Source organism: Muriicola marianensis (assembly GCF_014638095.1).
GTDB classification, from domain to species: domain Bacteria; phylum Bacteroidota; class Bacteroidia; order Flavobacteriales; family Flavobacteriaceae; genus Muriicola; species Muriicola marianensis.
Map to the genome: position 1 here is coordinate 318,047 of NZ_BMFH01000001.1, position 13,254 is coordinate 331,300.

The following is a 13,254-nucleotide window of genomic DNA, read 5'->3' on the forward strand; positions in this document are numbered from 1 at the left end:
TTTCCACAGGGAATTTAGTACCTTTGGAGGGCTAAAAATCACAATTCATGAATGCGATTCCCAGTGTAGACCTGAGAGATTATCTCTCATCAGACCCCAAAAAGAAGCAGCAGTTTGTCAGTGAGCTCGGCGGGGCATTTGAAGATATCGGCTTTGTTGCCCTTAGCGGGCATTTCCTTTCCGATGAGCTGATCGAAAGACTTTATGCGGAGATAAAGAAGTTCTTTGCCCTTCCCCAGGAGGTAAAGAACAAGTATGAGATTGAGGGGATAGGCGGGCAAAGAGGATATACTTCCTTTGGGAAGGAACACGCCAAGGGAAGAAAAGAAGGGGACCTGAAGGAATTCTGGCATTTTGGCCAATATGTGGAGAACGACCCTAAATTAGCCGCAGAGTACCCGCCTAATGTTGAAGTAAAAGAGTTACCGGAGTTCAATAAGGTCGGGAAGGAAACATACAAGATGCTGGAGAAGACCGCCCAATACGTATTGCGGGCACTTGCCCTCCATCTGCAACTCGAGGAGACCTATTTTGACCAGTATATCAAAAACGGTAATTCCATACTGAGGCCCATCCATTATCCGCCCATCACGGAAGAACCAAAAAACGCAGTCAGGGCTGCTGCCCACGGCGACATCAACCTGATCACTTTGCTGATGGGCGCTCATGGAAAAGGACTGCAGGTAATGAACCACGAAGGCGAGTGGATCGATGCGATCGCCAGACCGGATCAGTTGATGATCAATGTAGGAGATATGCTGTCACGCCTTTCAAACAATTCATTGAAATCGACCATCCACCAGGTAGTAAACCCTCCCCGTGAACTTTGGGGGAGCTCGCGATACTCCATTCCCTTCTTTATGCATCCGGTCAGTGAGATGCCTCTCAACTGCCTGGAGCATTGTATAGACGAAGACCACCCAAAACTGTACGAGGATATCACGGCAGGAGAATTTCTTCACGAGCGCTTGGTCGACCTCGGGCTTATTAAAAAGTGATCTAAACATTTCATTGAAAGTCAACTCTCTATGGACCTGCAGGATCAATTGAAAAACCTTTTTCCGGATCACATTCCGGAGAAGGAAGATTTACCGGAGAAATCTGGTCCCAAGTTCTGGTTGCAGGACGACCCTATCTTGTGCAAATACGAGAAACGAAAGGGAAAACCCGTGACCATCCTGGAAGGTTATAACGGAGCGGATAAAGATCTGAAAAACCTTACAAAAGAACTGAAGACCCTGCTGGGTGTAGGGGGTACCTACAAAGACGAAAAGATCATTATTCAGGGGGATTACAGGGATCGGATCATGGAATTTCTGAAGGAAAACGGCTTTAAAACAAAAAGGGTGGGCGGGTGATCCGAGGCGTCCGGATAGCACCCAAGTTATGTGTTAATTATTTCTGTTTTTATCGATTAAATGTTACTTTTAAGAGTCGAAACCTAATCAACACTTCATTTGCATGAGTACTCAGTTACATATTACCAATGGAGATAGTTTTACCCAACGCCTTAAAACCCTTCCTTTTAAAGGCGATATAATCACCTGGAGGGAAATGTTATGTGAAGGTAAGACCGAAACCAATGTCGGCAGTGAATCCTTCTGGAAAACACGCTTTGAATACCTGCACAAGCACTATAATGTCAGCAAGTCCTGGTTCATTGAAAAGACGCTGAAAGAATACCGCTCCCTTTGCAATCACAAACAGCAAGATGAGATCATCCTCTGGTTTGAGTATGACCTGTTCTGCCAGATCAATATGATCGCAGTACTGAGCTGGTTAAAGATGCACAGAAGGGATGCACAGATCTCCCTGGTGTGCAGTGGGGATGAAGATGGAACGGATAAGATGTACGGCCTGTGCGACGTAGATGATGAAAAATTGCAGACCCTATATAACAAACGGGTCTATCTAACTCAGGACGACATTGAATTTGCAGATTATATCTGGCAATTGTACTGCAGCGATAATCCGATCAGGCTTGAGAATATGTCTGACTTCGAACACTATCATTTCGACTACCTCTCTGAGGCAATCAAAGTACATCTCAAACGTTTTCCATCGGTCAGAAATGGCCTGAATGAGCTTGAGAACCGCATATTGAGCCTTTCTGTAGAGCACAAACCCAAAAACAAAAAGGCTTTGATCAATACTCTTCTCAATAACCAGGGGTATTACGGGTATGGAGATACCCAGTTCGAACGGATGATCACCAGCATCAAACCCTTATTCTCCACCTTTAACCCTGTTAGGCTTTCCAAAAAAGGAAAGGAAATACTGGAGGGGAAAACGAGTTTCTATTCACAGATCCGTGACAACGAATCCTATCTTGGTGGCGCCCTCAAGTACAATTTTCTGTTCAACGACGAATCAGGTCGTATCCTAAAACTTTAACCGAAATATGCATCTCGGCCCTTCCGAACTCATCCTGAATAAGGATGGCAGCATCTATCATTTAAACCTATTTCCTGAAGACATTTCAGACACAGTGATCCTGGTGGGTGATCCGGGGCGGGTGGAGCGTGTTTCACGTCATTTTGATACCCTGGAGGTAAACAAGCGAAAAAGGGAATTTATCACACATACCGGACGGTACAAGGGGAAGAGAATGACCGTCCTTTCGACAGGTATAGGCACGGACAATATCGATATCGTACTCAATGAAATCGACGCCCTGGCCAACATCGATCTAAAAAATCGTAAAGAGATCAAAGACAATAAGATAATTAATTTTATCAGAATTGGCACTTCAGGTACTATACAGGATGAGATCCGCGTCGATTCCTTCCTGTTAAGCGAGTTTGCCCTGGGCTTTGACAGTGTTGTTTATTACTACAGCGGTATGGCGGGTCGTCAACCGGAAATGGAAAGTGCCTTACTGGATCATTTAAATTGGGACTCAAATAAATCAAGACCATATGTTGTAAAGGGTGATGAAACTCTTTTGCAGCATTTCAGAGGCGAAGGGGTTGTTCAGGGATTTACCGGAAGCAATGTAGGTTTTTACGGACCCCAGGGAAGATTTTTGCGGTTGCAGCCATCCGAAGCCAGTCTCTTTGATAAACTCAGCTCTTTTTCCTACCGGGGAAAAAAATTGACCAACTTCGAGATGGAGACCTCTGCCCTCTACGGTCTCTCTGCTCTTTTAGGGCACCGGGCGATCTCTCTGAACGCCATCATTGCCAACAGGGCTACTATAGCATTTTCTGAAGATCCCGGCAGGACCGTGGATCGACTGATCCATTGGACCCTTGAAAAACTAGTACAGCTTTGAAAGAATTCAGGATAATAGGGGTGCCCGAGCACTTTAATCTGCCCTGGCATATGGCGCTGGAAGAGGGAGCTTTTGCAGACAGGGGAATAGACCTCCGATGGCAAGACGTTCCGGAGGGCACTGGTAAGATGTGTGCCATGCTCGAAGCCGGAGAAGCAGATATGGCTGTGGTCCTTACGGAAGGGGTGGTCAGGAGAATAGCAGAAAAAGCACCCCTGACCATAATCCAGGGGTATGTAAACACCCCATTGCAATGGGGTATACATGTAGCAGATTCAAGTCGTTATCGAGATATTGCGCAACTGGAAGGTACAAAGGCGGCCATTAGTCGCTTTGGCAGTGGAAGCCACCTGATGGCTTACGTCATGGCGAGAAATGAAGGCTGGAATACGGCTCATCTTTCTTTTGAGGTGGTCAATACCCTTGAGGGAGCAGTGAAGGCTTTACAAGAGGGCACTGCAGATTACTTTATGTGGGAACACTTTACCACCAAACCCCTGGTAGATGAAGGTGTCTTCAGAAGGCTGGGTGACTGCCCTACCCCCTGGCCTTGTTTTGTCCTTGCCGTACCCCGTGATACACTGATTGAAAACCGCAGGCTGATAGGCCATATTCTGGAAGTGATCAATACTTATACTGCAGATTTTAAAAGGATCCCCAGTATTGACAGGACCCTGGCTAACCGGTATGAACTGAATTTAAATGACGTGAATGCCTGGCTGGGGATGACGAGCTGGACTCAGGAACAGATCAGTGATCAGGTAGTTGAAAAAGTAAGCGCGACCCTTCTTGATTTACAACTTATTTCGAAAGCGGTGAGTCTGGCCGAGGTTCTTACCAGACTATAGGGTCTTTTCCTTTGGACTTTAGAAAATCATTTGTCTTGCTAAAATGCCCGTTCCCAAACCAGAGTCCACGATTGGCACTTAGGGGGGAAGGATGTCCCGAGGTGAGGATACTGTGTTTGCCCCTGTCGATCAGTGTTGCTTTCTTTTTGGCATACCCTCCCCAAAGGAGGAATACCAGGTCCTGCTTCTCCCGGGAAAGAATGCGGATCACGGCATCGGTGAATTGCTCCCAACCCTTGTTCTGGTGACTTCCGGCCTCCCCTGCCCTGACCGTAAGGATGGCATTCAGCAGCAGTATCCCCTGGTCTGCCCACCTTTCCAGGTTGCCGCTTTTGGGATAGGGATGCCCGACATCCTGCTCTACCTCCTTAAAGATATTCACCAGGGAAGGCGGATGTGTGATCCCATCCCTGACCGAAAAGCAAAGTCCGTTCGCCTGGCCAGGCCCATGGTAGGGATCCTGACCCAGGATCACAACTTTGGTCTGTTCAAAGGCACTGTGGTCGAATGCCGCAAAGATCCGGCTGCCTTTTGGATAACAGGTATGCCGACTGTACTCCTCCCGGACAAACCCGGCAAGAGATGAAAAATAGGGTTGATTAAATTCTTCCTCAAGATGGGGTCTCCAACTCTGATGTATATCGACCTTCATGTTACCTTTCTTATTCTCCCTAAAAATACAAAGGGATCACTTTTTAATTAGAAAAGAGAGAATTAAAAGTGTAATTTTAAGGGAATATAGGGAGGTTAATAGCTTCGTGCTTATTCACCCCTCGAGTCACCCTACTTAACACTGCCGTCATGAACACCTGGGAAAGCATCAAATACTGGCTGACCGAACATCCGACCACTTCCCAGGTCTTCAAATACGTGATTTGGGTACTCATCATCATCTTTCTGCTGCAGTTTGTGAGGAGGACTTTAAAGAAAAGGCTCCCTAACGCCGATACCCGGTATAAATCACAAAAGATCATTGAGACCATTGGCTATATTTTGCTGATCATTCTCACCATCTCCTATTTCACAGGTAACATCAAAGATTTCACCCTGGCTATCGGCCTCCTGACAGCGGGGATCACTATTACCCTCCAGGAACTCATACTCAGTATTGCAGGCTCCCTTTTCATTTTCTTTGTCAAAGTATACCAACCCGGAGATCGTATCGAGATCAACGGGATCAAGGGAGACGTGATAGACATCAACAGCATGTATACCACCATGATGGAGATCGGGCAATGGGTGAGCAGTGACAATTACAGCGGACGTATCGTAAAACTCAGCAATGCCTTTGTTTTTAAAGGCCCGGTTTACAACTACTCTCAGGACTTTCCATTCATATGGGATGAATTGAATCTTCCCGTCCGGTACGGTTCAGATGTGGAACTCGCGAAAGGTATGGTGATCGATGTGGCCCGGGAAGTACTCTCAGAATTCGTCCAAAAATCCGTGAAGCAATGGAAACACGTGGTCGACAAATACTACATAGAAGATGCGGTGGTGGAACCAACCCTGGCCATAGCCATGACCGACAACTGGATACAGTTCAACCTGAGGTACATAGTCGATTATAAAAAGAGGAGGATGACCAAGAACCGCCTATACGAATTGGTCAAGAAGGCTATTGACAGCAGTGAGGGTAAAGTGCAGCTCGCCTCTGCTACCTTTGAGATCGTGAACATCCCGGTGGTGGACGTCAGAACAGACCCTGCCAAAGACTGATCACTTATCCGGGTATTATTTCCTGAGCAGGGCGATGGCTTCCCATTGTTTTTCAGCCTGCAACTTCTGAGAGGCACAGATCTTAAGGGTTTCAAGATATTGGGTGTGAGCCTTCCCATCATCGTGGGTGCTGGCCTGAATCGCCCATTCAAGGGCCTTTTCGAGATCGTTCTTGATCTCGTAAAGTACTGCCATATTGTGGCAGGCCATGGCCCGGATGGCCGACTTCTCATGGTTCAGATCCATTTGCCAGAGCCTGGCTGCCTCCAGCCAATCCTCGTCTATAACGGCCAACCTGGCCTGAACCAGCAAAGGGGATCCCTTGATATAAATCTGCCTTTCAACTGCCTTGTTAGAGGGCTTGAGTCGAAGTCCAAAAGTACTTCCGCTTCCCCTGCTCTTAGACATAAGGGAATCGGCGCGATCGGTCATAGATCTGAGGGCATTTAAAACATCTTCTCCCTTTGCCTGAGTCACTACCTGTTCATTGACCTTTATCTCATCCAGCACCTTCTCGTCAAAGGGATCGTATATACGCCAGCCGTTCTCAATAAGGGTTTCCAGGGTAAGCTCCCTGGCCGGAATGACCACCCGTGTCCGAAGCATGTCCAGTTCTTCCATAGAGGATTTCCTCTCCGAGATCTTGGTATCGGTTTGATAAAAGGCGAGGGAGAATACAGCGTCCAGCTGGTTTTGAAGGCACATTTCCTTCAGGTCTTGCCAGGGGATGCTATTTGCTTCCGAAAGTTCCCTCTCCCAAAGTGACACCGTATTGTTCAGGATCATCACAGTGTCGAACCTCTTGTCCTTCTGTAATTCTACGAGCAACCCTTCAAGGGCAGCTTCTGTACCTTCCCGGGCGAGCTTTAGATCGGTTGCTTTCACCAGGGCTTCCAGGGAGGAGATATTCTCCGATGCAGCCCTGTCCCCGACCTCATTGATAATGCCGATCCTCTTGATATCCTTGGCAAGTACAACGGGTGCAGGCTCCAAATTATACACCGTGACAGTGTATGTGCTCTTACAGGAGTAAAACACCCAGATAATGGAGATGATGAGTATGAGTTTACGCATGTATCCTTTTTGAAAAAGCCCATGGCTAAATCGGCCTTAAAATAACTTCCAAAGACCCCTGTTTATTGCCTTTAGATGCCTGTCAAGTGGTGAAATCCGGTTTTTTGGCTGTAAAATGAGAATTGTATCAAAAAACCTGTTGTTTTATTTCCTCCATTTAGGCTCTGAGTATTCAGAATGAAGTCTATTGGCTACCTTTGTGCTTCGTTTGGGAAATAATGGATAGGTATCTTCAAAAAAGCGTTCAGGACCTGGAGTTTGTCACGGTGACCAAGCAGCTTTCTGCCCGTTGCAATACAGACATGGGAAAAGCTATGGCATTGGCTCTCGAACCTCTTCTGGAAGAAGAGGAGATTGAGCGTTTGTTAGGAGAAACCTCGGAATACCTGTCATCCTTTGACAACAACAACCGCATACCCAACCACGGGTTCGACTCCATTACAGGGGAGTTGAATCTGCTGAAAGTAGAGAATACCACCCTTGAGGTATCGGGCTTTCGAAAGATCAAACACCTGTGTTTAACAGTAGCGGAGCACAAGAAATTCTTTAAAAAATTCAAGGAGTATTACCCCCGTCTGCACGCTTTCACAGAGACCGTGGAACTCATTAAAGAGATCCCTGAACTCATCGAAGGAGTCATAGACAAGTTCGGCGAGGTAAAAGACTCTGCCTCGCCTGATCTTAACCGGATCAGGCAGGAAATTTCCCAGGTCAGAGGGAAGATCAACCAGAGTTTCGGGAGCGCACTAAATACTTACCAGGCCTCTGAATTCCTGGACGAGATCAGGGAGTCTATCGTAGACAACAGGCGGGTGTTGGCGGTTAAATCCATGTATCGCAAAAAGGTCAAGGGTTCCGTCCTGGGAACCTCAAAGACCGGGAGTATAGTCTACATAGAACCCGAGGCCGTATCAAAATACACGCGAGCACTGAACAACCTGGAGTTTGACGAAAAGGAAGAGATACAGCGGATCCTCAATGCCCTGACCAGTCAGATACGCCCCTTCAGAACTGACCTGAAGGAATACCAGGAATTCCTGGCCCACATCGACCTGACCGCGGCCAAGGCAAAATATGCGACCGAGATCAGGGCCATAAAACCTGAGATCAACCAGGAGAGGAAACTATACCTGCGGGAAGCCTACCATCCTCTTCTCTACCTGTCTAATAAAAAAGACAAGCTTCCCACCTATCCTCAAACCATCGAGCTCCATCCAGAGAACAGGATCATCGTCATCTCAGGTCCGAATGCCGGGGGTAAAAGCATTACTCTTAAAACGATCGGTTTGCTGCAGCTCATGCTGCAGAGTGGAATGCTCATCCCGGTTCACGAAAGGAGTTCCTTCTGTCTTTTTAAGACCATACTGACCGACATTGGGGATAACCAGTCTATAGAGAACCACCTGAGTACCTATAGCTACAGGCTTAAGAATATGAATAAATTCCTCAGGAAATGCGATGGGCAAACCCTCTTCCTGATCGATGAATTCGGAACAGGCAGCGACCCGGAACTCGGGGGAGCCCTTGCTGAAGCCTTTCTTGAGGTCTTTTACGAAAGAGAGTCCTTCGGGGTGATCACCACCCATTACGCCAACCTGAAGGCACTCGCCAATGAGCTGCCACATGCCACCAATGCGAATATGCTGTTCGACAGCAACACCCTTCAGCCCACCTTCCAGCTCGAACTGGGTCAGCCGGGAAGCTCCTTTACCTTTGAAGTGGCCCAGAAGAACGGTATTCCCTACAGCCTGATCAACAAAGCCAAGAAAAAGGTGGAAAAGGGAAAGATCCGTTTCGATGCCACCATTGCCAAATTGCAGAAGGAGCGCACGAAAATGGCCAAAACGGGTACCCGCCTTCAGGAGGAGGAGATTAAGGCGAGGGAGGAAGCACAGCGGCTCGAAAAGCTCAATGCCAAGATCAAAACCAAACTGGAAAATTACCAGGAACTGTACGATTTTAATCAGAGGATGATCTACCTAGGAGAGAAGGTGAACAAGATCGCGGAAAAGTATTTCAGGGATAAGAAAAAACGCCCCCTGATCTCAGAGATCCTCCGACTGGTGGAAACCGAGAACAGCAAACGCAAAAAGAGAACGGTTTCGGAGATCAAAGAACAGGAAGTCAAGAAAAAGGAGGTTTCCAGGGAATTGGAAAAAGAGGTAAAAACGATCCGGGAGAAAAAAAAGCAGGCCAAGAAGAAGCAGGAAAAGGTAAAAGCAAAACCGAGGCCCATTTTTAAGATCGGCGACAGGGTCAGGCTGTTCGATGGAAGAGCAGTGGGGAGTATCGACAGTCTTGAAAAGAACAAAGCAGTCGTTAATTACGGGATGTTTACCACAAAGGTGAGCGTGGATCAGCTTGAACTGGTGGAAAGTAAAAAGTGATGGAAGAAGGCATAAAGATCATCTTATTTGATGGGGTTTGCAATCTCTGCAACCGTTCTGTACAATTCGTGATCAGGAGGGACAGGAAAGATCTTTTCAGGTTTGCGGCCTTGCAGAGTGAAGCCGGTGAAAGGCTCGTTAGAGAAAGGGGGATCGATACTTCAAAGGTGGATTCTATTATCCTGATTGAGCCCGGGGTTGCCTATTATGTGAAATCTGAGGCAGCACTCCGGATCGCCCGGGGCCTAACCGGGCTTTGGCCATTACTGGGGATCTTTCTGTGGTTACCAAGGTCGTTCAGGGATTTATTCTACGATCTTGTAGCCAGGCACCGTTATAAAATTTTCGGGAAGCAGGACGCCTGTATGGTGCCCTCTCCTGAATTGAGAAAGAAGTTCCTGTAGGGACCCAGGCTCCTTATCATTTACCCTTTTTCTTCTTTGGCAATACTTCGTCCAGATGGTCATCCCACTCGCGTACAGCCGGAACCAGTTTTCTGCCCAGGGATTTGGAAACCATCATAGATACCGTGGCATCACCTGTGACATTCACCACTGTCCGAAGCATATCCAGAGGACGGTCCACAGCAAAGATCAGCGCCAATCCTATCGCCAGCTTGTCGGCAGGGAATTGTATGGCTTCGAGCACGATAACCAGCATCACCATGCCTGCACCCGGTACGGCTGCCGAGCCTATGGACGCCAGTAAGGCCGTGAGGACGATCATCAACTGATCGGTGAGACTAAGGTCGAAGCCAAGCGCCTGGGAGATAAAGACGGCTGCCACTCCCTGGTAAAGACTGGTTCCATCCATGTTGATGGTAGCTCCTACCGGCAGGACAAAACTCGAAATGTCCTTGTTAACACCAATGTGTTCCTCTACCCTCTCCATGGTCACCGGGAGGGTGGCAGCACTGGAACTGGTAGAAAAAGCCAGGAGTTGGGCCGGACTGATCCGACTGAGAAAGGTCCAGGGGTTGTACCTGGTAAAAGTGCCCACCACCAGGCTGTAAAATAATATCATCAGGACAAGACCGAGCACTACAACACCAGAATATTTGAGCAGGGCCAGCAGCAGGTCCGGGTCACCCGAAGTAACTACCACATTTGCCAGTAGGGCAAAAACCGCTACAGGGGCCGAAAGCATTATCAGGTCCACCATCTTCAGGACCACCTCATTCAGCGCGTCAAAGAAATCTTTCAAAGGCTTGGAGCGCTCTTCCCCTACCAGCAGCATACAGATCCCCAAAAAGATCGTAAAGAAGATCACCTGCAACATCAGGCCGTTGTCACTGAGAGCACTGAAGGCGTTATCAGGAACCATATCCTCCAGAAACTGGAGAGGCCCACCTTCTTTTTGCCTGAAGGCTTCTTCGAGTTTTGAGGTGACCTGCGCATCAGAGGCATAGGTCTCCGTCAGCTTATCTATGGTATCCTGTGATATTCCATCCCCGGGTTTCAGTGCATTGACCAGTACCAGACCGATCGTTATGGCGACCACCGTGGTGACCATGTAAATGACGATGGTTCGTACTCCGATATTGCGAAACTGGGAAATATCCTTCAGGTCTGAAATCCCCTTAATGAGAGAGGCCAGGATCAGTGGTATGGCGATCAGTTTCAGAAGTTTGACGAAGATACTTCCAAAAGGGTTGATCCAATCCTGCACGAATTGGCTGCCCCAACTGGGATAGGTCATAACAAAACCAAAAATGATCCCCAGGATCATTCCGATCAAGATCTTCCAGTGTAATTCCAGTTTCTTCATAGAATTCGTTTTGTATAGTTATAACCGGCCTTATGCCTATATCCTCATGGTTTTAAACTTCGATGCAACAACAGAAAGTCAGCCAGTACCAGGGCCGCCATCGCCTCCACGATGGGAACTGCCCTTGGGACCACACAGGGATCATGCCTTCCTTTACCCTGAGCCTGTACCTTGTTCCCTTCTTTGTCAATGGTCTCGTAAGGCTGAATCAGGGTAGCTACAGGTTTGAAGGCCACACGGAAATAAATATCCATGCCGTTGCTTATTCCTCCCTGCACGCCTCCGCTATAATTGGTCTTTGTACTGCCATCCTGATTGAAGGCATCATTGTGCTCGCTTCCCTTCATGGTCACCCCATCGAAGCCACTGCCGTATTCAAATCCCTTGACTGCATTTATAGACAGCATGGCCTTTCCCAACTGGGCGTGCAGCTTGTCGAATACCGGTTCTCCCAATCCTACTGGGACTTGCTGTAGAACCCCTGTGATCACTCCTCCAATAGTATCACCTTCTTTGCGCACCTCCCTGATGTGGTCTTCCATGGCTGCAGCAGTTTCAGGATCCGGACAGCGGACAGGGTTGGAATCGATCAGGGAAAGATCGATGTCCTGGTATTTTTTATTTAAAGTAATACTTCCAACCTGAGATACAAAAGCATTAATTTTGAGTTCTCTCAAGAATTGTTTGGCTATAGCGCCTCCAACCACTCGGCAAGCGGTTTCCCTGGCCGAACTTCGCCCACCGCCCCTGTAATCGCGAAAGCCGTATTTCTGGTCGTACACATAGTCTGCATGGGATGGTCTGTAGGAATCCTTAATGTGGTCGTAGTCCCGGGATTTTTGATTACTGTTGTGGATCACAAAACCTATGGGGGTACCGGTGGTTTTCCCTTCGAAGATGCCGGATAGAAATTTGACTTCGTCAGCTTCTTTCCGCTGGGTCACGATGGCGGATTGACCGGGCTTTCTGCGATCCATTTCTCTCTGGACTGCCTCCAGGTCGATCTCAATCCCAGGCGGACAACCTTCAATGATACCGCCTATAGCTTCCCCATGGGATTCGCCGAACGTGGTCAGCTTAAAAAGAGTGCCAAAAGAATTTCCGGCCATAATACTTTTATTGAATAACCTTCCCGGGTGAGATGCCCGTCCTCGGAAGCCAAATATAGGTCTATTCAGTCCGGAAACCAAAACAGAGAATGCTTAATATTAGCTTAACCTTTCGGGCCTCTCGTTAATCGAAATTTAACCTGATCATACATCAGACTTCACCTTTTCTTTGCATTTTAATATCCCGATAGGTATAAATTTGTCAGCAAATAAATTACCCTTGAAAAAGCGCAAAATAGACGTTGTAGTAATCTCTGATGTTCATCTGGGATCACCGTCCAGCAAGGCCGAAGAACTCTTGATCTACCTGAGCAGTATCAAGCCCAAAACACTTGTGCTCAATGGAGATTTTATTGACCCTTTCTATATCAGGAGAAATTCTTTTCCAAAAACGCATCTCAAGGTCATCAAAAAAATTCTTTCCCTTCTTTCTGAAGGATCCGAGGTGTATTATATCACCAGCAACAATGATAACTTGTTCAGGAAATTCACCGGGAGTATGTTCAGCAGGCTTCACTTTCAAGACAAGCTGATCACAGACATGGATGGTAAGTCGGTTTGCATTCTTCACGGCAGTATTTTCGACACCTCCCCTGCTCTTTCCAAATGGCTGATCAAGTTGGGGGCTCTTGGTATGAACATTCTTTCCCTGAAGCACAAACTCAGACAACATCGCCAGTCGAAAAAGGGGAAGATCAAAGAATATTCAGATGCTCACTCAAGAATCCAGTCCCAAAGAGATTTAACAAGCCTGAGCAAATTCGACAGGTCGGCCCTGGAAATGGCATTTCAGAACCAATACGACACCCTGATATGTGGCTATAGCCATCAACCGAGAAAAACCTATTATGAGTCGAACAAGGGACGTTGGCTGTATCTGAATTCCGGCGACTGGGTGGAGCATCTCACTGCCCTGGAGTATTCCTTCAAGAGGTGGAAGCTGTATAGTTTTAAACACGACAAACTCACTGCCTTTTACGGGGATGAGGAGCTCAGGGATATGGATGTGGCCGATCTCCTTGAAAAGCGGGGAGATCTTACCGAAACTGAAAAATTTTCCCGTACAGCATCCTGAG

General features: G+C 47.5%; 13 protein-coding genes. 9 read left to right on the top strand and 4 right to left on the bottom strand.

Translation table 11 applies throughout. The features are described 5' to 3' along the window. Positions 1-47: 47 nt before the first annotated feature. The 5 genes from IEV19_RS01570 to IEV19_RS01590 all read left to right on the top strand — a co-directional run bounded on the left by IEV19_RS01570 (position 48) and on the right by IEV19_RS01590 (position 4,122). Positions 48-998 (top strand): isopenicillin N synthase family dioxygenase, encoded by a 951-nt coding sequence (locus IEV19_RS01570; RefSeq protein ID WP_188368952.1) that lies wholly within the window; start codon positions 48-50, stop codon positions 996-998. Positions 999-1,028: 30 nt separating this feature from the next. After that, positions 1,029-1,358, top strand: a complete 330-nt coding sequence (locus IEV19_RS01575) for a translation initiation factor (RefSeq protein WP_188368953.1) — start codon at positions 1,029-1,031, stop codon at positions 1,356-1,358. Between the two features lie 103 nt (positions 1,359-1,461). Then, the gene (locus tag IEV19_RS01580; RefSeq protein WP_188368954.1) at positions 1,462-2,394 is read left to right on the top strand and encodes a DUF1835 domain-containing protein; all 933 of its coding nucleotides are present in this window, start codon (positions 1,462-1,464) and stop codon (positions 2,392-2,394) included. A gap of 7 nt (positions 2,395-2,401) precedes the next feature. Further along, on the top strand, positions 2,402-3,274 hold the full coding sequence (locus IEV19_RS01585) for a nucleoside phosphorylase (RefSeq protein WP_188368955.1): 873 nt from the start codon (positions 2,402-2,404) through the stop codon (positions 3,272-3,274). Next, positions 3,271-4,122: a substrate-binding domain-containing protein gene (locus IEV19_RS01590; protein ID WP_188368956.1), complete on the top strand. Its 852-nt coding sequence runs from the start codon at positions 3,271-3,273 to the stop codon at positions 4,120-4,122. Before IEV19_RS01585 ends, IEV19_RS01590 begins: the two co-directional genes overlap by 4 nt. On the opposite strand, the gene IEV19_RS01595 is transcribed toward IEV19_RS01590, so the two are convergent. Beyond that, positions 4,109-4,774 carry a uracil-DNA glycosylase gene (locus IEV19_RS01595; RefSeq protein ID WP_188368957.1) on the bottom strand — a complete coding sequence of 222 codons (666 nt, stop codon included), beginning with the start codon at positions 4,772-4,774 and terminating at the stop codon, positions 4,109-4,111. The genes IEV19_RS01590 and IEV19_RS01595 overlap by 14 nt on opposite strands. 149 nt (positions 4,775-4,923) lie before the next feature. On the opposite strand from IEV19_RS01595, the gene IEV19_RS01600 reads away from it, so the two are divergent. Further along, the gene (locus tag IEV19_RS01600) at positions 4,924-5,841 is read left to right on the top strand and encodes a mechanosensitive ion channel family protein (protein ID WP_188368958.1); all 918 of its coding nucleotides are present in this window, start codon (positions 4,924-4,926) and stop codon (positions 5,839-5,841) included. A 15-nt stretch (positions 5,842-5,856) separates the two neighbouring features. On the opposite strand, the gene IEV19_RS01605 is transcribed toward IEV19_RS01600, so the two are convergent. Next, complete coding sequence (locus IEV19_RS01605) at positions 5,857-6,915, bottom strand: DUF6340 family protein (RefSeq protein WP_188368959.1); 1,059 nt, start codon at positions 6,913-6,915, stop codon at positions 5,857-5,859. Between the two features lie 218 nt (positions 6,916-7,133). Between IEV19_RS01605 and IEV19_RS01610 the strand changes: the two genes are divergently transcribed. Both IEV19_RS01610 and IEV19_RS01615 read left to right on the top strand, forming a co-directional pair. Further along, the gene (locus IEV19_RS01610; protein ID WP_188368960.1) at positions 7,134-9,302 is read left to right on the top strand and encodes an endonuclease MutS2; all 2,169 of its coding nucleotides are present in this window, start codon (positions 7,134-7,136) and stop codon (positions 9,300-9,302) included. Continuing rightward, on the top strand, positions 9,302-9,706 hold the full coding sequence (locus IEV19_RS01615) for a thiol-disulfide oxidoreductase DCC family protein (protein WP_188368961.1): 405 nt from the start codon (positions 9,302-9,304) through the stop codon (positions 9,704-9,706). The genes IEV19_RS01610 and IEV19_RS01615 overlap by 1 nt, the downstream gene beginning before the upstream one ends. A gap of 16 nt (positions 9,707-9,722) precedes the next feature. Here IEV19_RS01615 and IEV19_RS01620 read toward each other — a convergent pair whose 3' ends face one another. Beyond that, positions 9,723-11,069: a dicarboxylate/amino acid:cation symporter gene (locus IEV19_RS01620; protein ID WP_188368962.1), complete on the bottom strand. Its 1,347-nt coding sequence runs from the start codon at positions 11,067-11,069 to the stop codon at positions 9,723-9,725. Between the two features lie 44 nt (positions 11,070-11,113). Beyond that, on the bottom strand, positions 11,114-12,178 hold the full coding sequence (gene aroC, locus IEV19_RS01625) for a chorismate synthase (protein WP_188368963.1): 1,065 nt from the start codon (positions 12,176-12,178) through the stop codon (positions 11,114-11,116). Between the two features lie 220 nt (positions 12,179-12,398). Here aroC and IEV19_RS01630 point away from each other — a divergent pair, with 220 nt between their 5' ends. Beyond that, the gene (locus IEV19_RS01630; protein ID WP_188368964.1) at positions 12,399-13,253 is read left to right on the top strand and encodes a UDP-2,3-diacylglucosamine diphosphatase; all 855 of its coding nucleotides are present in this window, start codon (positions 12,399-12,401) and stop codon (positions 13,251-13,253) included. Position 13,254 lies beyond the last annotated feature (1 nt).